Below are 23044 nucleotides of genomic sequence, written 5' to 3' on the forward strand. Positions count from 1 at the left end.
GCTCACCACGCACAACCTCGCCGTCGACGACCGGCTGTGCGACGACGCCGTGGTCCTCGAGGCGGGGCGGGTCGTCGAGCGCGGGCCGGCGAGCCGGGTGCTGGACGCGCCCGCGCACCCGTACACGGCGCGGATGCGCGCGGCGGTGCCGGAGCTGGGCGGCGCGCTCCCGGGCACGGCCCCGGCGCGGGGCGCCTGACCGGCGCGCCCGGCGCCTCCCCCGACCCCCGCCGCGGTCGCGGCCCCGACCCCTGCGCGGGACGGCGACCGCGGCGGGCTGTGCTCGCCGACGCGCGCCGGTCGCCGACGCTGTTCGTGAGGTCGTCACGACCTGGTGAGGTCGGCACTCGTTCGTGACGACCTCACCGTGGTGTGACGACCCCACCGCGCGGCGCGGGTCGGCGCGTAAGCGCAGCACCTCGACCAGGGCGACCCAGCTGAACACCACCGCGCCGACCAGCGCCGTCAGCATGCCGACCGCCACCGCGACGACGCCGCCCGCGACCCCCGCCGTCAGCAGCACGCCGCCCACGAAGAACGCCAGGACCGGCAGCACCAGCAGCACCACCCGCAGCGCCTCCGCGGGCCGCCCGGGCGACGGCCCGCCCTCGCCGCCGAGCAGCACCCGCCGGGTGGCCGCGAGCGCCACGGCCCCGGCCAGCGCGGCGCCGACGAGCGCCACCCCCCCGTACCCGGGCAGCGACAGCCCCGGCATGAGCGCGACCGCCGCCAGCACCACCCCGACCATGACGGCCGCGACCGCGGCGGCCGCCCGGGCGGCCAGACCCCGGGACTCGGCGATCTGCCGCACGTTCACCGACAGGGCGACCACCAGCAGCCCGCCGAGCGCGGCACCCGCGCCGGCCACGGCGACGTGGAAGTCGGTCCACCGCGCGAGCCCGTCCATCCGCCCACGCTGGCGCGCCCGGGCGGCCGGGGCATCCCCCGGCCGGGGTGACGGGGCTCCCCGCCGCGCGCCCGGCACCCGGCCGTGCCTACGGTGCCGCGCATGGCACGCGAGCACGACCTGGTCCTGCTGGGCGCGACGAGCTTCGTCGGCGCCCTGACCGCCGAGCACCTGGCCCGCGCCGCCGCGCCGGGCACCCGGGTGGCGCTCGCCGGCCGGGACCCCGACCGGCTGGCCGCCGTGCGCCGGCGCCTGCCCGCGGCCGCCGCGGACTGGCCGCTGGTCGTGGTCGACGTGACCGACGCGCCGGCGCTCCACCGCCTCGCGGGGTCCGCCACCGCCGTCGCCACCACGGTGGGCCCCTACGGGCGGCACGGGCTGCCGGTCGTCGAGGCGTGCTCGGCGGCGGGGACCCACTACGCCGACCTCAGCGGGGAGCTCGCGTTCGTGCGGGCGGCGGTCGACGCGGCGGACGCGCGGGCGCGGGCCACCGGCGCGCGGCTCGTGCACGCGTGCGGCTACGACTCGATCCCGTCCGACCTCGGGGTGCACCTGCTGCACCGGGCCGCGGTGGCGGCGGGCGAGGCGGGCGGGCTCGGCGACGTGCAGGCGCTGGTCGCAGCGCGCGGCGGCGTGTCCGGCGGCACCGTGGCCTCCCTGCTCGGGGAGGCGGAGGCGGTGCGGACCGACCCGCGGGTGCGCCGGCTGCACGCGGACCCGCACGCCCTGTCCCCCGACCCCGCGGCCGAGCCCGGCACCCCGCAGCCGCGGCTGCTGGCGCCGCCGCACCGGGTCGCCGGGCGGTGGGCCGCACCGTCGGTGATGGCCCCGTTCGACGCGCACGTGGTCCGGCGGTCGAACGCGCTGACCGGCTGGGCCTACGGCCGCGGGCTCCGGTACGCCGAGCACCTGGACGCCGGGCGCGGCCCGGCCGGGCTGCTGCGCGCCGCCGCGCTCACGAGCGCGACCGCGCTCGGCGCGGCCGCGCTCGCCCTCCCGCCGACCCGGGCGCTGATCGAGCGCGCGCTGCCCGCCGCCGGGGACGGCCCGGACGCCGCGACCCGGGAGGCCGGCTGGTTCCGGCACCGGTTCCTCGCGACGTCCGCGTCCGGGCGCCGGTACGCGGCGCGGGTCCAGGCGGCCGGCGACCCCGGCTACGCGGCGACCGCGGTGATGCTGGGCGAGGCCGCGCTGGCGCTCGCGCTCGACGGGGTGGCGCTCCCCGACCGCGCGGGTTCGCTCACCCCGGCGAGCGCGCTGGGCGACGTCCTGGTCGACCGGCTGCGCGCGCAGGGTTTCGACCTGGACGCGGTCCCGGCCTGACCCGCGCGCCGACCCCGCACTCGCGCCGCACCGCCTCGCACCGCACCGCACCGCACCGCACCGCACCGAGCTTGCACAAGTTGCGGGGTTGCCCGGTCCCGAACCCCGCAACTTCTGCAACCTCGGCGGGCGAGGTGCACTGGGCGGGAGCGCGGGAGCGAGCGCGCCGCGAGAGCGCGGGCGGACGCGGGGCGGGCGCGGCGCGGCTCGGGAGCCGGCGCGCCCGCCCCGGATCGCTGCGGGTCAGCGCGCCGCGAGCGCCCGGCCCGCGGCCGCCGCCGCCGCCTCGGCCTCCTTGCGCATCAGCGCGGCCGGCTCGGCCAGCGCGTCCATCGCCGGGTTCACGCCGACGAGGGTGAGCTCGCGCTCGATGACGGTGAGGTCGGCTCCCCACACCTCGCCGACGATGCGGCGCAGGTAGTCGATGCTGTGGTCCCAGCCGTGCTTCGGGGTGCCCGGGCCGTAGCCGCCGCCGCGGGTCACGATGAGCACGACGGGCTTGCCCGCCAGGTACGCGTCGCCCGGGGTGCCGCCGGCGATGGCCAGGTCGATCCAGGTCTTCACGTGCTGCGAGACGCCCCAGTTGTAGAGCGGCAGCGCGAGCACGGCGGCGTCGGCGGCGCGCAGCTCGTCGGCGACCTCGACCGCCAGCGCCACGGCGGCGGCCTGCTCGGGGGTCCGCTGCTCGGCGGGCGTCCAGCCGGCGCCGACGGCGGTGGCCCAGGCGTCGGCGGGCAGCGGCTGCTCGCCGAGGTGCCGGCGGACCACGGTCTCGTCGGGGCGCGCGGCCGCGAGCTCGGCGGTGACGAGGTCGGCGAGCGCGGTGCTCGCGGAGTGCGCGCCCTGGATGGAGGCGTCGATGCGCAGCACGGTCATGGGAACTCCCGGGGGGAACGGCGCCGCGGTCCCGCGGCGCGAGTTGAATGTTCAACACGCACCCTAGGCACCCGTGTGTTGAATGTTCAAGTCCGGTAGGATCGGCGGCATGAGCCAGCGGGTCGAGGACGCCACGCCGTGGCTCTCCGACGCCCAGGTGGAGGACTGGAAGGCCGTCGTCGCGCTGCTGACGACCCTGCCCGCGGCGCTCGACGCGCAGCTCAAGCGGGATGCGGGGATGAACCTCTACGAGTACAACGTCCTGGTGGCGCTGTCCGAGCGGCCGCACGGCGAGATCCCGATGAGCGACCTCGCGCGCCTCACGCAGAGCTCCCCGTCCCGGCTGTCGCACGCGGTCGCGCGGCTCGAGCAGGCCGGCTGGGTCACGCGCGGCTCGTGCGTCGCCGCGGGCAAGCGCACCAGCGCGCGGCTCACGGACGGCGGCGAGGACCAGCTCCGCCGCGCGGCGCCCGGCCACGTGCGGGAGGTGCGCCGCCTCGTCGTCGACGCGCTCGGCCCGGACCGGATGGCGGCGCTCGGCGACGCCGCCCTGACCGTCGTGCGGCACGCCGCGCCCGACGTCGCCGACCTGCTGCCCGCCTGCACCGCGGCCGACACGACCGCCTCGGCCGCCTGCGCCGCGGCCGCCGACCTCGACGCACCGACCGCGGCCCGGGGCACGTAGCCGTCCCGCGCAGCCGGCGCCGCGCGCCCGCCGAGCCTGCCGAGCCCGTCGCACCCCCGTGCTAGGTTGCGCCGCGCGCGACCCCGGGCGGTGCCCCGCACACCGGGAGGATCCAGCCGCATGACCACCACGTCCGACGCGCCCTTCACGCTCGAGTCCGTCGAGTGGGCCGACCCGCGCGCCGCCGCCCTGCGCGACGCGATGGACGCCGAGATGGGCGCGCGCTACGCCTCGGCGGGCCCGATGAGCGACGCGGCGCACGCCGCCCTGACCGTCGACCCGGCCGCCGTCCGGCACGTCGTGCTCGCCGTCGACCACGACGGCACCCCGATCGGTCACGCGGCCCTGCGGGACCACGGTGGCGAGTGGGAGGTCAAGCGCGTCGTCGTGGCCGCCGGCCAGCGCGGCCGCGGCGTGGGGCGCGCGGTCATGTCCGAGGTCGAGCGGGTCGCCCGCGCCGCCGGCGCCGACCGCGTGATCCTGCAGACCGGCGACCGCCAGCCCGAGGCCGAGGCGCTGTACGCCGCGCTGGGCTGGACCCGGATCCCCACCTACCCGCCGTACGACACCGCGCTGCCGCTGCAGTCCCGGTGCTACGAGAAGCGCCTGGCCTGACCGACCCGAGCGCTCCGGCGGCGCCCGGACACCTGGCCCCGCCCGGGCCGGACCTGCTCTGATCGCCGCGCGGGCCTGACGGTGGAAGGTTGTGACCAACACGCCGTCGGCGTGTCCGTCACAACCTTCCACTCCTCGCGGAGGGGTCGATCGCAGGGGGCGACGATGTCGGAGCGACCCACGGGGCACGGGTCCCGGCGGCGCACGCGGCGCGTCGCCGGGCTCGCCGCGGCACTGGTGGCCGCACTGGCCGTCGCCGTGCCGCTGCTGCTGTCCCGCACCGACGGGGACAGCGCGCCCGACGGCGGGGCCTCCCCCGCCGCCCGGGTCGCCGAGGTGTGGACCACCACGGCCGACGGGGCGCACCGCGTCGAGCGGACCGCGACCGTCGACCCCGCTGGCGGCACACCGGACCCCACCACGCCGACGATCACCGTCGAGCCCGCGGACCTGGCGGACCCCGCGGCCACCCCGGACCCCGCCACCCGCGGACCGGAGGTCACCGGCTTCGGCGCCGCCCTGACCCTGTCCTCCGCCTCGCTGCTGCTCGCCATGCCCGAGGACGACCGCCGCGCCCTGCTCACCGAGCTGTTCGACCCGGCCGGCCCGATGCGGCTGTCGGTCGTCCGGGTCGCGCTCGGCGGCTCCGACTTCGTCCCCGGCCCGGGGCCCGCGACCACGTACGACGACCTCCCGCCCGGGGAGACCGACTGGGACCTCGCGCGGTTCAGCAGCGCGGGCGACGAGCCGGTGCGCGCGCTGCTCCGCGAGATCCGGGAGCTGGCGCCGGACCTGACCGTGATCGCGTCGCCGTGGAGCCCGCCGGCCTGGCTGAAGACCTCCGGCAGCCTCGAGGGCGGCCGGCTGCTCGACGACGACCGCGCGTACGCGACCTACGCCGCGTACCTGGTGCGGGCGCTCCGGGAGTGGGCGGCGGCCGGGGTGCCGGTCGACGCGCTCACGGCGCAGAACGAGCCGCAGGCCCGGCACCCCGACGGCTACCCCGGGACGGACCTGCCGGTCGCCGACGAGGTGCGGCTGCTCGACGCGCTCGGCCCGGCGCTGGCGGACGCGGGCCTCGACCCGGCGGTGCTGGCGTACGACCACAACTGGGCGCTGCACCCCGCGGACGCCGCGTCGACGCCGGAGGGCGCGGACCCCGAGGCCGACTACCCGCTGCGCGTGCTGCGCAGCGACGCCGCGCGCTGGGTCGCCGGCGTGGCCTTCCACTGCTACTCCGGCGACGCGTCGGCGCAGGACGCGGTCCGGGACGAGTTCCCGGACGCGGCCGTCTGGGTCACCGAGTGCTCGGGCTCGCACGCGCCGGGCACCCCGCCGGAGCGGGTGTTCGCCGACACGCTGGGCTGGCAGTCCCGGAACCTGCTGGTGGCCTCGCTCGCGCACGGGGCGTCGGCGGTGCTCACCTGGAACCTCGCGCTCGACCCGGACGGCGGCCCGCACGTCGGCGGCTGCGACACCTGCACCGGGGTGGTCACCGTCGACGGGGCGCGGGCGACGCCGAACGCGGAGCACGACGTGCTCGCCCACGCGTCGCGGTTCCTGCCGCGCGGCTCGACCCGGGTCGGCTCGACCTCGACCGCCGGCGACGCCGTGGCGCAGGTGGCGCTCCGGACCCCGGCCGGAGCGACGGTCCTGCTCGTGGCCCACGACGGCGACGAGGACGCCACCGTCGACGTCCTGGACGACGGCGCCCGCTACCCCGTGCGCCTCCCGGCGCGCTCGCTGAGCACGGTCCTCGTCGGCGACGCGAGCGCCCGCGCGGTCGCCGACCCCGGGACCGCCCGCGCCGCCACCCCCGACGCCCCCGCGATCCCCGCCGAGCTGGACCTGTCGGGCGCCGTCGCCACCGCCGACCCGGCCGGCCCCGACGACCCGTGCTGCACCGGCGACGTCGCCGCGCGCGCGATCGACGGCGACCCCGCCACCCGGTGGTCCACCGGCCGCTCGCAGCGCCCCGGCGACGCGCTGGAGGTCGACCTCGGCCGCGCGATCGCGGTCCGCGGCGTCGTCCTCGACGCCGGCGCGGGGAGCGCGGGCGACTGGCCCCGCGGCTACGAGGTGCTCGCCAGCGCGGACGGCGCGTCGTGGACCGTCGCCGCACCCACCCGCGAGGGGGCCGGTCAGGTCGCGGCCGCCGCGCTCGACGGCACCGGGGTGCGGTACCTGCGCGTCCGGCTGACCGCCGACGCCGACCCGTGGTGGAGCGTCGCCGAGCTCCGCGTCCTGGCGTGAGGGGTGCCGGTGCTCCGATCGGGTGAACGGCCGCACCCCGCCCCGCAGGACGACGCACCCTCGGGACGTTCGTCCCATTGAACCCCACATGTGGGGTTGCGAGGCTGAGCAAGGCACTACATCTAGTGCCGCGAGCAGATCGGGAGTGGATACGCATGACGCTGGTGGGACCGCACGTCTCGGAGCTCGCGGAGGCCGCGCCGGCCGCGGACGGCCCGCACTCCCCCTCGGCCGCCGCGGGGCTCGTCGTGCGCAAGCGGGACGGCCGCGCGCTGCCCTTCGACCCCATCCGGGTGCACAGCGCGCTCGGCCGCGCGTTCGCGCACGTGCACGGCCTGCTGGGCCCCCTGCACGACCTCACGATCGCCGAGCTGGTCGAGCGGATCGACGCCGAGCTCGCCACCCGGTTCACCGGCGAGGTGCGGATCTACGAGATCCAGAACGTCGTCGAGCACACGCTCCTGGAGGCCCGCGAGTACGAGGTCGCCGAGGCGTACATCGACTACCGGGTGCAGCGGGACCTGGCGCGGTCGAAGGCGCTCGACGTCAACCACTCCATCGGCCAGCTCGTCGGCAAGGACTCGTCCGTCGTCCACGAGAACGCCAACAAGGACGCCGACGTCTTCAACACCCAGCGCGACCTCACGGCCGGCGCGGTGGGCAAGGCCATCGGGCTGCGGATGCTCCCGCCGCACGTCGCGAACGCGCACGCCAAGGGCGACCTGCACTACCACGACCTCGACTACCACCCCTACGCCCCGATGACGAACTGCTGCCTCATCGACTTCCGGACGATGCTGTCCGAGGGCTTCCGGATCGGGAACGCCCAGGTCGACCCGCCGCGGTCCATCCAGACGGCGACCGCGCAGATCTCGCAGATCATCGCGAACGTGTCGTCGAGCCAGTACGGCGGCTGCTCGGTCAACCGGATCGACGAGCTGCTGGCCCCGTACGCGGAGCGGAACTTCGCCAAGCACCTCGCCGACGCCGAGCAGTGGGTGTCCGAGCCGGAGCGCCGTCGCGCGTACGCGGAGGAGAAGACCCGCAAGGACGTCTACGACGCGATGCAGAGCCTCGAGTACGAGATCAACACCCTGTTCACGTCGAACGGGCAGACGCCGTTCACGTCGGTCGGGTTCGGCCTCGGCACGGGCTGGTTCGAGCGCGAGATCCAGCGCGCCATCCTGCAGATCCGCATCCTCGGGCTGGGCAAGGAGCGCCGCACCGCGATCTTCCCGAAGCTCATCTTCACGCTGCGCCGCGGCGTGAACCTCGCCGCGGACGACCCGAACTACGACATCAAGCAGCTCGCCGTCGAGTGCGCGACCAAGCGCATGTACCCGGACGTCCTCAGCTACGACAAGATCGTCGAGATCACCGGCTCGTTCAAGGTGCCGATGGGCTGCCGGTCCTTCCTGCAGGGCTGGGAGGACGCCGACGGGAACGACGTCGTCGAGGGCCGGATGAACCTGGGCGTCGTCACCCTCAACGTCCCCCGCATCGCCCTGGAGACCCGTGGCGACCTGGACGCGTTCTGGGCCCTGCTGGACCAGCGGCTGGAGACCGTGCACGACGCGCTGCTGTACCGCGTCGAGCGGTGCAAGGAGGCCGTGCCGGCGAACGCCCCGATCCTGTACGTGCACGGCGCGTTCGGGCAGCGGCTGGCGCCGGACGACGACGTCGACGCGCTGTTCCGCGGCGGCCGCGCGACGGTCTCGCTCGGCTACATCGGGTTGTACGAGGCGGCGGCCGCGTTCTACGGCGGCGACTGGGAGTCCGACCCCGAGGCCAAGGAGTTCACGCTGCGCGTGCTGCGCACCCTCGCCGCGCGGGCGAAGGAGTGGACCGCGAGGCACGGGTACCAGTTCTCGGTGTACTCCACGCCGTCCGAGTCGCTGACCGACCGGTTCTGCCGGCTGGACACCAAGAAGTTCGGGCTCGTCCCGGACATCACCGACAAGGACTACTACACGAACTCGTTCCACTACGACGTCCGCAAGGCACCGACCCCGTTCGAGAAGCTCGACTTCGAGGCCGAGTACCCGCAGTACGCGTCGGGCGGGTTCATCCACTACTGCGAGTACCCGGTGCTGCAGCAGAACCCGAAGGCGCTCGAGGCCGTGTGGGACTACGCCTACGACCGGGTCGGCTACCTCGGCACGAACACCCCGATCGACCGCTGCCTCGAGTGCGGGTTCTCCGGCGACTTCACCCCGACCGAGCGCGGCTTCGCCTGCCCGGGCTGCGGCAACAGCGACCCGCGCACCTGCGACGTCGTGAAGCGGACCTGCGGCTACCTGGGCAACCCCCAGCAGCGGCCGATGGTGCACGGCCGGCACGTGGAGATCTCGTCCCGGGTGAAGCACCTCCCCGGCCCGACGTCGCTCGCGGCGGCGGCCGGGGACGCCGGGGGCGCCTGACGTGGCCCGCACGCCCGCCGTCGGCCAGTGGCGCGCGGCGGCCCTGAGCCAGGACCGCGTCGCCGACTACAAGCCGTTCGTCATGGTCGACGGCGAGGGCGTGCGGTGCAGCCTGTACGTGTCGGGCTGCCCGTTCGCCTGCGCCGGCTGCTTCAACGAGGCGGCCTGGTCGTTCCGGTACGGCACGCCGTTCGACGACGCGCTCGCGGACCGGATCGCCGCCGACCTCGCGCACGAGGCCGTGCAGGGGCTGTCGCTGCTCGGCGGCGAGCCGTTCCTCAACACCGGTGCGTGCCTGCGGGTGGTGCGCCGGCTGCGCGCCGAGCACGCGCGCGCGAAGGACGTGTGGTGCTGGTCCGGATACACGTTCGAGGAGCTGCTGGCGGAGGCCGCGGCGGGGCAGGCCGACAAGGCCGAGCTGCTCGGCGAGCTCGACGTGCTGGTCGACGGCCGGTTCGAGCTCGCGCAGCGCGACCTCACGCTGGCGTTCCGCGGCAGCCGGAACCAGCGGGTGCTCGACGTCCCGGCCTCGCTGGCCGCGGGGCGTGCGGTGCCGCGCGGCGGCCTCGTCGGGGCGACCGACGTGGGGGCGCCCCCGGACCGGCGCGCGCTGGTCTGAGGGCACCCCGCCCGGTCAGGGCACGAGGGTCTCGTCGGAGCCGATCGCCGGCTGCGGCCGGTCGACCACGCCGTCGCGGTTCTCGTCGGCCGACCGCGCGCGGCGCGCGTCGACCCGGAGCAGCACCGCGGCCACCGTCGCGGACAGCACGGTGCCCGCGAGCACCGCGATCTTCGCCGCCCCGACCAGGCCGTCGTCCCCCTCGAACGCGAGCTCGGCGATCAGCAGGGAGACCGTGAACCCGATGCCCGCGAGCAGCCCGACGGGCGCCAGGTCCCGGATCCCGACCCCCTCGGGCAGCCGGAGGCCGGAGCCGCGCGTCACCAGCGCGACCGCGCCGAGGATGCCGAGCACCTTGCCGGCCACCAGGCCGAGGACCACCGCGAGGACGACCGGCTCGCCGACGACGCCACCGACCCCGTCGCCGTCCACCAGCGTGACCCCGGCCGCGAAGAAGGCGAACAGGGGCAGCGCGATCACGGACGACCAGGGCCGCGCGGCGTGCTCGTACCGCTGCACCCGCGACCCCTGCTCGCCGTTCACGGGCCGCGCGGGCACGGTGAGCCCGAGCAGCATGCCCGCGATCGTCGCGTGCACGCCGGACGCGTGCATGAAGCCCCACGCCACCAGACCGAGCGGCCACAGCAGCCACGGGTGCACGTACGCCGAGCGCGCGAGCAGGGCGAACAGCACCACGGCGCCGACCGCGGCCGCGAGCGGCGCGAGCGCGACGCCGTCGGAGTAGAACACCGCGATCACCACGATCGCGAGCAGGTCGTCGACGACGGCGAGCGTGAGCAGGAACGTCCGGATCGCGACCGGCAGGCCGCGCCCGAAGATCGCGAGCACGGCGAGCGCGAACGCGATGTCCGTGGCCGTCGGCACCGCCCAGCCCCGGGCGGCGCCCGCATCGCCCGCGGTCGTCACGACGGCCAGGTAGATCGCGGCGGGGACCAGCATCCCGCCCACCGCGGCGATCACCGGGACCGCAGCCCGTCGGGGGTCCCGCAGGCTGCCCGCCACGATCTCGTGCTTCAGCTCGAGGCCGACGGTGAAGAAGAAGATCGCGAGCAGCCCGTCGGCCGCCCAGTGCGCGAGGTCCAGGTCGAGGTGCCAGGCCTCGATGCCGACGGTCCAGGCGGACAGGTCGTGGTACGCCTCGCGCCACGGCGAGTTCGCCCAGACGAGCGCGAGCGCGGCGGCGGCGATGAGCAGGGCCCCGCCGGTCGTCTCGCGCGAGGCCCAGGCGCGGAGCGGGCGTGCGGACGTGCGGGTGTCGTGGTGCGGCACGGTTCTCCCCAGGGGGTGGCGGCTGAACCCGCGCACGGAGGGTCGCCGAGCGCGGAGCCGACCAGACTTCCCGGCACACCAGGGGACGACCCTACCGACGGCGGGGGCGGACGGCACCCGGGGTCCGCGAGCCGGACGGCCGCGCCGGGTTCAGCCCTGGTCGATCACCCACTCGACCTCGTCCGACCCCGCGGGCAGGGTCACGTCGCCCGCCGGGCCGAGGAGCACGCGCAGGTCACCCGTGGGCTCCTCCGGCAGCGCCACCACGGTCGTCGCGGGCACGTAGTCCGCGGTGCACGCGCCGCCGGTGGGCTCGGGGAACGTGATCTCGACCTCGCCCGCGCCCGCCGCGCCGGTGGCGACCGCGTCGGGGTCCGCGACCATCGGGCAGGTGCTCGACCCGAAGGTGATGACGTAGATCAGCGAGGGGTCGGTGGTGCGCGACGCCCCGGCGACCGCGCCCGCCGGTGGCGCGGCCACGCCCTCGGGCAGCCCGACGACCGACGAACCCGCGCTCAGCGCCACGGCGGACCCGGACGGCGCGGGCTCCGACGTCGCCGCCGACGGGCTCGCGGACGGGCTCGCGGACGAACCGCCGTCCCCGCCATAACCCCCGGAGCCGCCCGAGCAGGCGGCGAGCAGGGCCAGCAGCGCGACGGCGGCGAGCCCGCGCGGGGAGCGCGCGACCGGTGCCGCGCCGTGGGTGTCCCGGGCGTGCCTCACGACGACCAGCCTCGCCCGGCCCGCCCGCGCCCGCATCGCCCGCCGCGGATGAGGACGCGGCCGCGCGCCGGGAGTTGGCTCGGACCGGACCCCGGCGACGCGACGGGCGCCGCCCGGCCCGCCAGCCGAGGAGGCAGCGATGCGTGGATCCCGCGCGGCCACGGAGCCGCGACCCGCCGACGTCCTGGTCGTGTTCGGCATCACCGGCGACCTGGCCCGCGTGATGACCTTCCGGTCGCTGTACCGGCTGGAGAGCCGCGGCCTGCTGGACCTGCCGGTCGTCGGCGTCGCGGTCGACGACTGGCCGCTCGACCGGCTGGTCGAGCGCGCGCGGACCTCGGTCGAGGCGACGGGGCAGCGGATCGACGAGGAGGTGTTCGCCCGGTTCGCCGGCCGGCTGTCCTACGTCAGCGGCGACTTCACTGACCCGGAGACCTACGAGCGGGTCGCGAAGGCCGTCGACGGCGCGGCGACCCCGGTGTTCTACCTGGAGATCCCGCCGTCGCTGTTCGGCCGGGTCGTGGACGGCCTCGCCGGGGCGGACCTGACCGGGCACGCGCGCGTCGTGGTCGAGAAGCCGTTCGGCCACGACCTCGCGTCCGCGCGGGAGCTCGCCGACCAGCTGCACGAGCACCTCGACGAGTCGCAGCTGTTCCGGATCGACCACTACCTCGGGAAGATGGGGCTCGAGGAGATCCTGCACCTGCGGTTCGCCAACGCGATCCTCGAGCCGCTGTGGAGCCGCAGCTACCTGGAGTGCGTGCAGATCACCATGGCCGAGGACTTCGGGGTCGACGACCGCGGCCACTTCTACGACCCGGTGGGCGCGCTCCGGGACGTCGTGGTCAACCACCTCATGCAGGTGGTGGCGGCCTCCGCGATGGAGCCGCCGTCCCGGGGCGACCCGGCGACGCTCAAGGACTCCGAGGCCGCGCTGTTCCGGGCGGTGGTCGAGGCCGACCCGCGGCACTACGTGCGCGGGCAGTACGAGGGGTACCGGGACGTCGCGGGGGTCGCCGCCGGGTCGACGACCGAGACCTACGCCGCGCTGCGGCTCGAGATCGAGAACTGGCGCTGGGCCGGGGTGCCGTTCTACCTCCGGACCGGGAAGAAGCTCCGCGCGACCCAGACCGAGCTCCGGCTGGTGTTCCAGCGGCCGCCGCGGCTCGGGTTCGGGCCGCGCGGCGGCGTCGTCGAGCCGAACCAGCTGATCGTGCGGCTCGACCCGTCGACGGGCATCCGGATCGTCGTGGACGCGCACCGGGCGGACGTCGCCCGGCTCGCGGCCCCGATCGAGCTCGACATGCAGTTCGCCGACGAGGGCGGCGAGGGCCCGACGCCGTACGAGGTGCTGCTGCAGGCCGCGCTCGCCGGGGTCAGCACGCGGTTCGCCCGGCAGGACGCCGTCGAGGAGACCTGGCGGATCATGCAGCCGCTCCTGGACGACCCGCCGCCGGTGCACGCCTACGCCCCGGGCACGTGGGGGCCCGCCGCCGCCGACGCGCTCACCGAGCGGTCGGGCGGCTGGCGGGGGCCGTGGGTCTGAGGCGCGCCGTCACGCCCCCGGGTCGATGTGCGGCACGTCCGCCGTCGTGTCCTCCCAGGCGATCCGGTGCGGGGCGTCCGTCATCTCGACGAGCGCCGAGTGGTCCCGGTCGAAGTAGTCCCACGCCCAGGACAGGAACGCGTCGGTCTTGGAGTGCGCGCCGCTGAGCAGCATGGCGTGCACCCCGAGCCAGGCGGCGAAGGCGACCGGGCCCTCGACCGTGTGGTGCCGGTGCCCGACCTCGGCGACCGCGGCGTTCCGGCCGATCATCGCCATGATGCCCTTGTCCTTGTACCGGAACGGCTCGGTCGGCACCCCGCGCCGTTCGCGGAGCACGTTCGCCCCCGCGGCCCGGCCGGACTGCTGCGCGACGGAGCCGAGCTGCGGGAGCGTGCGGCCGTCCGGGCCGGGGATGTTCGCGGCGTCGCCGACCGCGTAGACGCCGGGCAGCCCGGGCACGCTCAGGTCGGCGGCGACGTCCACCCGCCCGCCGCGGCCGGTCGGCACGCCGGCCCCGAGCACGATCGGCGCGGCCGACTCCCCGCCGCCCCAGACGACGGTCCGGGTCGGGATCGCCGTGCCGTCGTCGAGCTCCACCCGCTCGGCGTGCACGGCCGCGACCCCGGTGCCCAGCCGGACCTCGACGCCGACGCTCGTCAGGTGGCCGTGCGCGTAGTGGTGCGCCGCGTCGGTGAACGGCGCGAGCAGGACGGTCCCGCGGTCGACCAGGACGACCCGCGCCGGCGCGGCCAGGCGCCCGGTGCGGGTCAGCGCGGCCATCAGCTCGGCCACGGCGCCCGCCGTCTCGACCCCGGTCGGGCCGCCGCCGACCACGACGACGTCCAGCGTGCCCGGGGGCGGCTCCGGCGCGTCCTTCGTCCCGGGCGCGTGCGCGTGCTCCCGCACGAGGCCGTGCAGGTGCCGCCGCAGCCGCTCCGCGTCCACCACCGAGTACAGCGGGAACGCGTGCTCTGCCGCGCCGGGCACCCCGAAGAACTCGGGCTGCGCCCCCGCGGCGAGCACCAGGTGTGACCCCGCGACCTCCGTGCCGTCGCCCAGCGTCACCCGGTGCGCGGCCGCGTCGACCGCGACCGCCTCAGCGGTCAGCACGCGCACGGTCGGGTGCTTGTGGAAGATGACCCGGTGCGGGCGCGCGACGTCCTCGGCGGGCAGCTGCGACGTCGCCACCTGGTAGAGCAGCGGCTGGAACTGGTGGTAGTCGTTCCGGTCGACCAGCACGACCGGCTCCCCCGCGTCGCCGAGCGCGTGGGCGCACGCGACGCCCGCGAGGCCGCCGCCGAGGACGACGACCGGGTCCTGCGGCAGGTCCACCGCGCCGTCGGCGGTCACAGGGACATCTCCTTGCGGAAGTCGGTGAGGATGATCCGCCCCGCGGCCTGCATCAGCGCCAGGTGCGAGAACGCCTGCGGCACGTTGCCGAGGTGCCGGGACCGCTCGACCTCGTACTCCTCGGCGTAGAGGCCCAGCGGGGAGGCGATGCGCAGCAGCCGCTCCATGAGGTCGTTCGCCCGCTCCGACTCGCCGATCGCCGCCAGCGCCGACACCAGCCAGAACGAGCAGATGAGGAACGTGCCCTCCTTGCCGGACATCCCGTCGTCGGTCTCGTCGGTGCGGTACCGCAGCACGTACCCGTTCTCGGTGAGCTCGCTGCCGACCGCCTCGACCGTCGCCCGGATCCGCGGGTCCTCCGGCGGCAGGAACCCGAACAGCGGCGCGAGCAGCGTGGACGCGTCGAGCGCGTCGGTGTCGTAGTGCTGCCGCAGCGCGCCGTCGTCCCGCAGCCCGTGCTCCAGGATGTCGGCACGGATCTCGTCGGCGGTCGCGCGCCACTGCTCCGCGTGCTCCCGGTCGTCCCGGATCCCGGCGAGCTGCGCCGCCCGGTCCATCGCGACCCAGCCCATCAGCTTGGAGGACACGTAGTGCTGCGGCTTGCCGCGCGCCTCCCAGATGCCCTGGTCGGGCTCCTTCCAGGTGGCCATCGCCGCCGCGGCCTGCGACTCCACCAGCGGCCACAGCCGCCGGGGCACGTGCCGGCTGCGAACGGTGTGCAGCAGGATCGAGTCCAGCACGGCGCCGTAGACGTCGTTCTGCCGCTGGTCGAACGCGGCGTTGCCGATCCGCACCGGGCGCGCGTGCTCGTAGCCGGTGAGCTCGTCCCGGGTGGACTCCGTGAGGTCCCGCCGCCCGTCGACGCCGTACATGATCTGCAGCCCACCGTCCTCGGCCGGCTCCAGGTCGGCGACGAACTGCATGAACTCGTCGGCCTCCCAGTCCAGGTTGAGGTAGTGCAGGGCCTGGAGAGTGAACGTGGTGTCCCGGATCCAGGTGTACCGGTAGTCCCAGTTCCGCTCGCCGCCGGGCGTCTCGGGCAGCGAGGTGGTGAGCGCGGCCACCGTGGCGCCGGTGGGCATGTAGGTCAGGCCCTTGATGGTCAGCGCGGACCGCTCGATGGCGGGGCGCAGGTGGTGGTCGGGGACCCGGGCGCGGGCGAGCCAGTTCCGCCAGAAGTCGATCGTGGCCCGGATCCGGCCGTCGGCGTCGGCGTCGTCGGCCGGGACGACGAGGCCGTCCGCCCACGAGACGACGCAGTAGGCGGTCTCCCCCTCGGCGAGGACGTGCCGGGCGCGCGCGGACCCGCCCTCGATGCCGATCCGCATGTCGGTCGCGAGCCGGAACGTCTGCCCCGCGCCGGTCGCGTCGGCGGCGTGGCCGTCCTCGCCCACCGCGGTCCAGGTCGCCGGCGTGCGGCCGTAGTCGAACGCGGGCTCGCAGACCAGCTCGACCTCGATGCTGCCGCTCAGGCACTTCACCGTCCGGACCAGCAGGTGCTCGGCGTCGTCGTCGGCGGGCGGCCGGGTGTGCGGGGTGACGGCGTCGTGGCCGGTGCTCGGGCCCATCGTGAGCGCGTCGTGCACCAGCAGCCAGCCGCCCGGGGTGTGCCAGGTCGTCGTCATGACGTTGGTGCCCGGCACGTACGCGCGCGACGTCGGGACGTTGATCCCGTACGGCCCGAACCGGAACGACCCCGCGCCGCGGTCCAGCAGGTTCCCGAACACGGCCGGCGAGTCGAACGACGGCAGGCACAGCCAGTCGACCGAGCCGTCCGGCGCGATCAGCGCACCGGTGTGGCAGTCCGACAGGAACGCGTAGTCGGCGATCGGCGGGAACGGGGACACGCTCATGGTTCGACACCTTCCTCGGGGAGCAGCCGGCGCTGCGCCAGGACGTACAGCAGGACGAAGGACGGGGCGACGAGCAGCAGCCCGAGGCCGACGGCGGCGACCAGGGCGGTGAGCGTCCCGTCGGGGGCGGCGGCGTCGGCGACGCTGAGGGCGCCCGGCAGCAGGTCGGGCCACTGCGCCACCCCCCACGCGGCGATGACGCCGGTGACGGCGAGCACGGCGAGCACCCGGGCCCCGCGGGTCGCGTCGCGCACGAGCAGCAGCAGGGCGCCCACCGCGCACAGCGTCCCGGCCACGACCAGGGGCAGCGCGGTGGTCACCAGCTCCTCGAAGACGGGGTGCGCGTCCCGGTCCACCACGACCAGCCCGACCGCGGCGACCACGCCCGCCACCACCGCCGCCGCGACCGCCCGGCGCCGGAAGTAGCCGACCATCGCGGGGTCGTCGCCGTGCCGGGCGTCGCGCACCAGGTACACCGCCGCCAGGTAGGCCGCGAGCGCCACCGCCAGCACGCCGACCGCGACCGACACCGGGTTCAGCCAGCTGGTGACGGGGTCGCCCGCGTGGCCGCCCGCCGGCACCTCCCCCGCCGCGATGCCGCCCGCCACGGCGCCCAGGCAGAACGGCACCAGCACCGACGAGAGGGCGAACGCGCCGCCGAACACCCGCCGCACGCCCGTGCCGACCACGGCCTTGCGGAACGCGAAGCTGGCGCCGCGCAGCACGATGCCCACCGCCGCGATGGTCAGCGGTACGAACATCGTCAGCCAGATCGACGCGTACGCCTCGGGGAACGCCGTCCACGTCACCACCAGGACGAAGATCAGCCACACGTGGTTGGCCTCCCACACCGGGCCGATCGACCGCTCGACGACGGCCCGCGGCGCGGCCCCCCGCTCCGCGCCGCCCGCGGTCAGGTCCCAGAACCCCGCGCCGAAGTCCGCCCCGCCGAACGCGGCGTAGGCCGCGAGCGCCAGCAGCAGCACGACGGCGACGGCGGTGCTCATCGCGGCTCCCGCGCGTCGTGGTCCGGCGCGGCGCCGCCCGCGGCCGGCTCCGGGGCGCGGGCGTCGTCGGGCACCCGCCCCACCCCGTCGGGCGACGGCCCGTAGGGGGTGTCGTCGTCCCGGAACGCCGCCTGCCGCCGGAACCGCCGGCTCATCGCGCGCAGCACCAGCACCGTCGTCGTGCCCAGCACCAGGTACAGCAGCACGACGCCGACGAAGGTCGCCCACACGCCCTCGTTGCCGGTGGCGGCGTCCTCGACCCGCATCACCTCGTAGACGATCCACGGCTGCCGGCCGACCTCGGTGACGATCCAGCCGGCCTCCATCGCCAGCACGGCGAGCACACCCGAGGCGGAGGCCGCCGCGAGGAACACCCGCCCCCGGGGCGCCCGGCGCCGGAGGAGCCACACCAGCCCGTACCAGCCGGCGAGCAGCAGGAGCAGCGTGCCGATCCCGACCATGACGTCCCACGCGAGGTGCACCGTGTTGACCTCGCGGGTGGTCGGTCGCTCGTCCGCGGGCACCGAGTCGAGGCCCTGGACGACGGTGTCGCGCCCCGTGCTCGGGTCGGACAGCCAGGACGCCATCCCGGGGATCGGCAGCCCGCCCTCCACCTCCCCGTCCGGGCCCAGCCGGCCGAGCAGCGTCTCCGGCACGTCGGAGGACGTCTCCGGAACGAGCTCGATCGCGGCGAACTTCACCGGCTGGTTCTCGTACACCCAGCGCGCCAGCCCGTCGCCGACCCCCATCTGGATCGGCGCCGCGACCGCCGCGACCGTGAACGCGATCGTGAACCCGAGGCGGTGGTACCGGTCCCGGCGCCCGCGGAGCATGGCGAACGCGTACACCGAGGCGACCAGGCAGCCGCCGACGAGGTACGCCGCGACCACCATGTGCGCGGCCTGCCACGGCATCGACTCGTTGAAGATCACGCGCACCGGGTCGACCGCGACGATCTGGCCGTCGGCGCCCAGCGTGTACCCCGTGGGCGCGTTCATCCACGCGTTCGCCGCCACCACCGACACCGAGCCCAGCACCCCGGCCAGGACGATCGGCACCCCGGTCCAGAAGTGCGGCCAGGGCCGCAGCCGGCGCCAGCCGAAGATGTAGATCGCCACGAAGATCGCCTCGAGGAAGAAGAAGATCCCCTCGAACGCGAACGGCACGCCGAACGCGTCGCCCCACTGCGCCATGAACCGCGGCCAGAGCAGCCCGAACTCGAAGCTCAGCACCGTCCCGGTCACCGCACCGACCGCGAACGTCACCGCCATGTACTTCGACCAGCGCTGCGCGAGCTCCAGGGCGTCGCGGTCGTCGTGCTTGACCCCGCGGTAGTTGGCGATCAGCGCCATCGCCGCCCACGAGACCCCGAGCGGCACCAGGATGATGTGGAACCCCAGTGTGAAGGCCATCTGCGAGCGGGCCCACGGGACCGGGTCGACCGCGCCGACGGCGGCCGCCGCGGCGGCGAGCTGGTCGACCGGGAGCACCACGCGTCTCCTCACCCGTGCGGGGGCGACCGCGGGTGGCGGTGCCCGTCCGGGGGGTGTGGCGGCCGGCCCGGGTCGGGGGACGCGGGCGGGGCGCGCGGGACGGCGGTGGGGTGGCCGGGGCCACCCGTCAGCGCGACCATACCGGACATATCGGACACGGCACAGGGGTCCGGCGCCCCGGGGTGCGCTCGCGCGCGACGCGCGTAGCGTCGCCGGTGACGCAGGGCCGCGGCGCTCCGCACGCGACCCACCCCCGCGCGAACGGAGACCGCCATGACCACCACCCCGGACCCCCGCGACGAGCCGGTCCGCACCCCGGCCGAGGCGCCCACCCGGCCGTCGAGCCCCGGGCCCGACCCCGACGACATCAACCAGGACGACCCGCGCCACGAGGCGCACCGCGCCGAGCGCGCGTCCGGCGCGGTCGGGGCCGGGACCGAGGCGGTCCCGGGGACGCCGTCGGGCGCCCCGGGGGCGGCGCGGCCGACGAGCCCCGGACCGGAGCCGGAGGACGTCGACCGCTGAGCGTCGCCGCCGCCGGGTCAGCGCCGGCGGCGGAAGTACCAGACCCGCGTCGCGAGCGAGCAGACGAACAGCACGAGCACCCCGGCGATCGTCACCGCCGGGGTGCTCGTGACCACACCGCCCAGGGTCAGCGCACCCCCGAGGACCAGGGTCGCGACGATCCGGATGATCGCGGGGCGGTCGTCGGCCGGCAGGCGGGGTGCGTCGGGCATGGGACGAGCCTCGCACGACCCGGAGGGGTCAGGCGTGCCCGAGGTGCTCGTGCGTGCGGTGCGACGCGGGCTCGATCTGGAACGTCGAGTGCTCGACCGAGATCGGGAAGTGCGTGGCGAGGCAGTCCTGGAGCTGGTCGAGGATCCGCGCGGTGTGCCCGTCGGAGAAGCACTCGTCGTCGACCGTGATGTGCGCCGTGACCACCGGCAGCCCCGTCGCGACCAGCGTCGCGTGCAGGTCGTGCACCGAGCGCACGTGCTCGACGCCGAGCAGGTGGTCCCGCACCGCGTCGAGGTCGAGCCCCGGCGGCGTCGACTCGAGCAGCACGGCGGCGGTCTCGCGCAGCAGCCGGATCGCGCGGGGGACGATCAGCGCGCCGATGAGCAGGCCGGCGACGGCGTCCGCCTGCTGCCAGCCCGTGGTCGCGATGACGACCGCGGCGACGATGACGCCGACCGAGCCGAGCGCGTCGTTGAGCACCTCGAGGAAGGCGGCGCGCAGGTTGAAGTTCGCCTTCCGGCTCCCGGCCAGCACGGCGATCGCGACCAGGTTCGCGACGAGCCCGACGACGCCGAACACGATCAGCTCGGTCGAGGGGACGTCGGGCGGCGCGAACAGCCGTCGGACGCCCTCGACCAGCACGTACCCGCCGACGGCCAGCAGCACCGCGGACTGCGCCAGCGCACCCAGCACCTCGGCCCGCCGGTAGCCCCAGGTCCGCCGGGACGTCGCCGGCTTGAGCGCGAGGTGCGCGGCGACCAGCGCCATCGCCAGGCCCGCGGCGTCGGTGAGCATGTGCGCGGTGTCCACCAGCAGCGCGAGGCTCCCGGTCACCAGCGCGCCGACCGCCTGGGCGACCAGCACCGTCGAGGTCAGGCCGAAGGCGATCGCGAGCCGTCGCCGGTGGTCCGCCGGGGCGACGTCGGCACCGCCGCCGTGCCCGTGGTCGTGGCTCACGCCGGGTCCCCCGCGAGATGCGCGCACGCGTCCGGGCTCGACCCGCCGCGCAGCAGGTCCTCCGCCGCGCCGACGAGCGTCGCGAGGCGGCCGGGGTCCGCGATCGCGTAGATCGAGGACCGGCCACGCTGCCGCACGGTGACCAGCCCGCAGTCCCGGAGGCAGGCCAGGTGCACGCTGACCGTGCTCTGCGCGAGCCCGAGGTGGTCCGTCAGCTCGCGCACCGAGTGCTCGCCGGTGAAGAGGTGGCGCAGCATCGTCAGCCGGGCCGGCTCGCCGAGCGCGCGGAACAGCGCGGCGGTCGGCGCGGTGAGGGCGGCGTCGTCGGCGGAACGGGTCTCGTTCTCGTCATCGACAGCCGGGGATGTCATCGCCATGCGGCGATGCTAGGTCAGGCCCGACCCGTCACGCCACCCCCTCGGTCGATACAGCACGCGCTGTACTGTTCAGCGCATGCTGACCACTGCGCCGCGCCTCGACGTCCTCACCCGGCTCGGCCGCGCGCTGGCCGACCCGAGCCGCGCCCGGATCCTGGCCGCCCTCGCCGCGGGGCCGGCCTACCCGGCCGAGCTGGCCGCGGACCTGGGCATGACGCGGTCGAACGTGTCCAACCACCTCGCGTGCCTGCGCGGCTGCGGGCTGGTCGTGGCCGACGCCGAGGGCCGCCGCACGCGGTACGCCGTCGCCGACCCCCACCTGACCCACGCGCTGACGTCCCTGGTCGACGTGGTCCTCGCCGTCGACGAGGGCGAACCCTGCACCAGCGCGACCTGCGACGTGCCGGGGTGCTGCGCCGCGTGCGAGCCGGACGCGCCCACGACCGCGGCGGAGGTGCGCGCGTGAGCCGCGAGTGCTGCGGGCCCGAGGACGACGCCCCGCGCCCCTCCCTGTCGATCGGGATCCGGCCCGCGGGCAGCCCGCCCCCGGCGGCCGAGCCGGACGACTGCTGCGACCACGACGAACCCGCCGCGCACGACGAGCAGCACGAGGAGCTCGCGCCGTGGTGGCGGGACGCCGCGCTGCGGCTGCCGGCCGCGTCAGGCCTCCTGCTGCTGGTGGGCCACCTCCTGGACCGGTCCGGCGCCGGGACCGTCCCGAGCACGGCCGCGTTCGCGCTCGGGCTCGCCGCCGGGGCGTGGACCTTCGTGCCCGGGGCCCTGCGCCGCCTGGCCCGCCGCCGCCTCGGCGTCGGCCTCCTGTTGGCCTTCGCCGCGGGCGGGGCCGTGCTGCTCCGGCACGTGGCCGCGGCCCCCGCGCCGGGGGTCCTGTTGTCTGTCGGGGAGGCGCCCGAGGACCGCGCGATGGACCGCGCGAAGCACGGCCTGCGGGCGCTGCTCGCCCTGATGCCCGAGACGGCCGGGATCTCCCGGCTGTCCGGCGAGGTCGTCGTGCCGGCCGCCGACGTCCGCGAGCTCGACGTGCTCGCGGTGCGCCCCGGCGAGCGCGTCGCCACCGCCGGCGTCGTGGTGTCCGGGCGCAGCGCCGTGGACACCTCGGCGGCCCCCGGCGAGTCCATCCCGGCCGAGGTCGGGCCCGGCGACGCGGTGCCCGCCGGTGCCGTCAACGGCACGGGCGCGCTCGAGGTCGAGGCGACCGCCGACGGCCGGGACAACTCGCTGACGACCATCGTCCGGCTCGTCGAGGAGGCGCACGCCCGCAAGGGCGAGCGCGCCCGGCTCGCCGACCGCATCGCGCGCCCGCTGGTCCCGGCCGTCCTGGTCGCGGCGGCGCTGGTCGCGGTGCTGGGGTCGCTGCTCGGCGACCCCGGCGTCTGGATCGACCGGGCGCTCGTGGTGCTCGTGGCGGCGTCGCCGTGCGCCCTCGCGATCGCCGTCCCGGTGTCCGTCATCTCCGCGATCGGGTCGGCGAGCAGGTTCGGCGTCGTCATCACGTCCGGCAAGGCGTTCGAGCAGCTCGGCGCCGTGCGCACGGTCGCGCTCGACAAGACCGGCACGCTGACCCGCAACCGCCCCGAGGTCGTCGGGACCCGCACCGTCGACGGCGTCGCCGCCGCGCAGGTCCTGGCCTGGGCCGCGGCGGTCGAGGCGCGGAGCGCCCACCCCCTGGCCGGGGCCGTGCTCGCCGCCGTGCCGTCCGCGGCACCCGCGGCGGACGTCGTCGAGGAGCCGGGGCACGGCGTGACCGGCACGGTCGACAGCGTGCGCGTCGAGGTCGGGTCCACCCGCTGGCTCGACGCCGGCCCCCTGGCCGGGGCCCTCGACGCGATGGAGTCGGCCGGGATGACCACCGTCGTCGTGCGGGCCGACGGGCGCACCGTCGGCGTCGTCGGCATCCGCGACGAGCTCCGGCCCGAGGCCGCCGAGGCCGTCGCGGCCCTGCACGCCGCGGGCCTGCGGACCGTCATGCTCACCGGCGACAACACCCGCAC

The 23044-nt window shown here is 76.2% G+C and carries 21 protein-coding genes; 11 read left to right on the forward strand and 10 right to left on the reverse strand.

Annotated elements, in window-relative coordinates; translation table 11 throughout:
* Window positions 1-97 precede the first annotated feature (97 nt).
* Window positions 98-199, forward strand: a complete 102-nt coding sequence (locus KVT14_RS23620; protein ID WP_368858786.1) for a hypothetical protein — start codon at window positions 98-100, stop codon at window positions 197-199.
* Between the two features lie 810 nt (window positions 200-1009).
* Window positions 1010-2230, forward strand: coding sequence for a trans-acting enoyl reductase family protein (locus tag KVT14_RS17580; RefSeq protein WP_217616852.1), 1221 nt, complete (start codon window positions 1010-1012; stop codon window positions 2228-2230).
* A gap of 243 nt (window positions 2231-2473) precedes the next feature.
* Here the strand turns inward: KVT14_RS17580 and KVT14_RS17585 are convergent, their stop codons facing one another.
* Window positions 2474-3106: an FMN-dependent NADH-azoreductase gene (locus tag KVT14_RS17585; protein ID WP_217616853.1), complete on the reverse strand. Its 633-nt coding sequence runs from the start codon at window positions 3104-3106 to the stop codon at window positions 2474-2476.
* A gap of 109 nt (window positions 3107-3215) precedes the next feature.
* On the opposite strand from KVT14_RS17585, the gene KVT14_RS17590 reads away from it, so the two are divergent.
* The 5 genes from KVT14_RS17590 to nrdG all read left to right on the forward strand — a co-directional run bounded on the left by KVT14_RS17590 (window position 3216) and on the right by nrdG (window position 9698).
* The gene (locus KVT14_RS17590) at window positions 3216-3791 is read left to right on the forward strand and encodes a MarR family winged helix-turn-helix transcriptional regulator (RefSeq protein WP_217616854.1); all 576 of its coding nucleotides are present in this window, start codon (window positions 3216-3218) and stop codon (window positions 3789-3791) included.
* Between the two features lie 120 nt (window positions 3792-3911).
* On the forward strand, window positions 3912-4406 hold the full coding sequence (locus tag KVT14_RS17595) for a GNAT family N-acetyltransferase (protein WP_217616855.1): 495 nt from the start codon (window positions 3912-3914) through the stop codon (window positions 4404-4406).
* Between the two features lie 165 nt (window positions 4407-4571).
* On the forward strand, window positions 4572-6659 hold the full coding sequence (locus KVT14_RS17600; protein WP_217616856.1) for a discoidin domain-containing protein: 2088 nt from the start codon (window positions 4572-4574) through the stop codon (window positions 6657-6659).
* Between the two features lie 155 nt (window positions 6660-6814).
* The gene (gene nrdD, locus KVT14_RS17605) at window positions 6815-9079 is read left to right on the forward strand and encodes an anaerobic ribonucleoside-triphosphate reductase (protein ID WP_254631186.1); all 2265 of its coding nucleotides are present in this window, start codon (window positions 6815-6817) and stop codon (window positions 9077-9079) included.
* Between the two features lies 1 nt (window position 9080).
* A complete protein-coding gene (gene nrdG, locus KVT14_RS17610) occupies window positions 9081-9698 on the forward strand; it encodes an anaerobic ribonucleoside-triphosphate reductase activating protein (protein ID WP_217616857.1) in 618 nt (205 codons plus the stop codon).
* A gap of 15 nt (window positions 9699-9713) precedes the next feature.
* Here nrdG and nhaA read toward each other — a convergent pair whose 3' ends face one another.
* Both nhaA and KVT14_RS17620 read right to left on the reverse strand, forming a co-directional pair.
* Entirely contained in the window at window positions 9714-10988 is a 1275-nt protein-coding gene (gene nhaA / locus KVT14_RS17615) for a Na+/H+ antiporter NhaA (protein WP_217616858.1), read from the reverse strand.
* Between the two features lie 150 nt (window positions 10989-11138).
* Window positions 11139-11711, reverse strand: coding sequence for a hypothetical protein (locus tag KVT14_RS17620; protein ID WP_217616859.1), 573 nt, complete (start codon window positions 11709-11711; stop codon window positions 11139-11141).
* Window positions 11712-11850: 139 nt separating this feature from the next.
* On the opposite strand from KVT14_RS17620, the gene zwf reads away from it, so the two are divergent.
* Window positions 11851-13257, forward strand: coding sequence for a glucose-6-phosphate dehydrogenase (gene zwf, locus KVT14_RS17625; protein ID WP_217616860.1), 1407 nt, complete (start codon window positions 11851-11853; stop codon window positions 13255-13257).
* A gap of 9 nt (window positions 13258-13266) precedes the next feature.
* On the opposite strand, the gene KVT14_RS17630 is transcribed toward zwf, so the two are convergent.
* The 4 genes from KVT14_RS17630 to KVT14_RS17645 are packed head-to-tail and all read right to left on the reverse strand — an operon-like array spanning window position 13267 to window position 18960.
* On the reverse strand, window positions 13267-14607 hold the full coding sequence (locus KVT14_RS17630; protein WP_217616861.1) for an FAD-dependent oxidoreductase: 1341 nt from the start codon (window positions 14605-14607) through the stop codon (window positions 13267-13269).
* Window positions 14604-16460, reverse strand: a complete 1857-nt coding sequence (locus KVT14_RS17635) for a glycoside hydrolase family 15 protein (protein WP_217616862.1) — start codon at window positions 16458-16460, stop codon at window positions 14604-14606. The genes KVT14_RS17630 and KVT14_RS17635 overlap by 4 nt, the downstream gene beginning before the upstream one ends.
* Window positions 16457-17467 carry a cytochrome d ubiquinol oxidase subunit II gene (locus KVT14_RS17640; protein WP_217616863.1) on the reverse strand — a complete coding sequence of 337 codons (1011 nt, stop codon included), beginning with the start codon at window positions 17465-17467 and terminating at the stop codon, window positions 16457-16459. The genes KVT14_RS17635 and KVT14_RS17640 overlap by 4 nt, the downstream gene beginning before the upstream one ends.
* Complete coding sequence (locus KVT14_RS17645; protein WP_217616864.1) at window positions 17464-18960, reverse strand: cytochrome ubiquinol oxidase subunit I; 1497 nt, start codon at window positions 18958-18960, stop codon at window positions 17464-17466. The genes KVT14_RS17640 and KVT14_RS17645 overlap by 4 nt, the downstream gene beginning before the upstream one ends.
* A 273-nt stretch (window positions 18961-19233) precedes the next feature.
* On the opposite strand from KVT14_RS17645, the gene KVT14_RS17650 reads away from it, so the two are divergent.
* Window positions 19234-19485 (forward strand): hypothetical protein, encoded by a 252-nt coding sequence (locus tag KVT14_RS17650; protein WP_217616865.1) that lies wholly within the window; start codon window positions 19234-19236, stop codon window positions 19483-19485.
* Between the two features lie 17 nt (window positions 19486-19502).
* Here KVT14_RS17650 and KVT14_RS17655 read toward each other — a convergent pair whose 3' ends face one another.
* The 3 genes from KVT14_RS17655 to KVT14_RS17665 are packed head-to-tail and all read right to left on the reverse strand — an operon-like array spanning window position 19503 to window position 21032.
* On the reverse strand, window positions 19503-19697 hold the full coding sequence (locus tag KVT14_RS17655) for a hypothetical protein (protein WP_217616866.1): 195 nt from the start codon (window positions 19695-19697) through the stop codon (window positions 19503-19505).
* Between the two features lie 28 nt (window positions 19698-19725).
* Window positions 19726-20655 carry a cation diffusion facilitator family transporter gene (locus tag KVT14_RS17660; protein WP_217616867.1) on the reverse strand — a complete coding sequence of 310 codons (930 nt, stop codon included), beginning with the start codon at window positions 20653-20655 and terminating at the stop codon, window positions 19726-19728.
* Entirely contained in the window at window positions 20652-21032 is a 381-nt protein-coding gene (locus KVT14_RS17665) for a helix-turn-helix transcriptional regulator (RefSeq protein ID WP_254631187.1), read from the reverse strand. Before KVT14_RS17665 ends, KVT14_RS17660 begins: the two co-directional genes overlap by 4 nt.
* A gap of 76 nt (window positions 21033-21108) precedes the next feature.
* On the opposite strand from KVT14_RS17665, the gene KVT14_RS17670 reads away from it, so the two are divergent.
* Together KVT14_RS17670 and KVT14_RS17675 are read left to right on the forward strand one after the other, a co-directional pair.
* Window positions 21109-21498 carry a helix-turn-helix transcriptional regulator gene (locus KVT14_RS17670; protein WP_217616868.1) on the forward strand — a complete coding sequence of 130 codons (390 nt, stop codon included), beginning with the start codon at window positions 21109-21111 and terminating at the stop codon, window positions 21496-21498.
* Window positions 21495-23044: cation-translocating P-type ATPase (locus KVT14_RS17675; RefSeq protein ID WP_217616869.1), on the forward strand; the 1550-nt coding region annotated here is incomplete at its 3' end. The genes KVT14_RS17670 and KVT14_RS17675, both read left to right, overlap by 4 nt.

The organism is Cellulomonas sp. GbtcB1 (assembly GCF_019091725.1).
GTDB lineage: Bacteria > Actinomycetota > Actinomycetes > Actinomycetales > Cellulomonadaceae > Cellulomonas.

Bases quoted from the DNA above. Each gene is read 5' to 3' on its own strand.
- KVT14_RS17580 (WP_217616852.1), top strand. From the start codon at position 1,010: ATGGCACGCGAGCACGACCTGGTCCTGCTGGGCGCGACGAGCTTCGTC.
- KVT14_RS17585 (WP_217616853.1), bottom strand. From the start codon at position 3,106: ATGACCGTGCTGCGCATCGACGCCTCCATCCAGGGCGCGCACTCCGCG.
- KVT14_RS17590 (WP_217616854.1), top strand. From the start codon at position 3,216: ATGAGCCAGCGGGTCGAGGACGCCACGCCGTGGCTCTCCGACGCCCAG.
- KVT14_RS17595 (WP_217616855.1), top strand. From the start codon at position 3,912: ATGACCACCACGTCCGACGCGCCCTTCACGCTCGAGTCCGTCGAGTGG.
- KVT14_RS17600 (WP_217616856.1), top strand. From the start codon at position 4,572: ATGTCGGAGCGACCCACGGGGCACGGGTCCCGGCGGCGCACGCGGCGC.
- nrdD (WP_254631186.1), top strand. From the start codon at position 6,815: ATGACGCTGGTGGGACCGCACGTCTCGGAGCTCGCGGAGGCCGCGCCG.
- zwf (WP_217616860.1), top strand. From the start codon at position 11,851: ATGCGTGGATCCCGCGCGGCCACGGAGCCGCGACCCGCCGACGTCCTG.
- KVT14_RS17635 (WP_217616862.1), bottom strand. From the start codon at position 16,460: ATGAGCGTGTCCCCGTTCCCGCCGATCGCCGACTACGCGTTCCTGTCG.
- KVT14_RS17640 (WP_217616863.1), bottom strand. From the start codon at position 17,467: ATGAGCACCGCCGTCGCCGTCGTGCTGCTGCTGGCGCTCGCGGCCTAC.
- KVT14_RS17650 (WP_217616865.1), top strand. From the start codon at position 19,234: ATGACCACCACCCCGGACCCCCGCGACGAGCCGGTCCGCACCCCGGCC.
- KVT14_RS17655 (WP_217616866.1), bottom strand. From the start codon at position 19,697: ATGCCCGACGCACCCCGCCTGCCGGCCGACGACCGCCCCGCGATCATC.
- KVT14_RS17665 (WP_254631187.1), bottom strand. From the start codon at position 21,032: ATGGCGATGACATCCCCGGCTGTCGATGACGAGAACGAGACCCGTTCC.
- KVT14_RS17670 (WP_217616868.1), top strand. From the start codon at position 21,109: ATGCTGACCACTGCGCCGCGCCTCGACGTCCTCACCCGGCTCGGCCGC.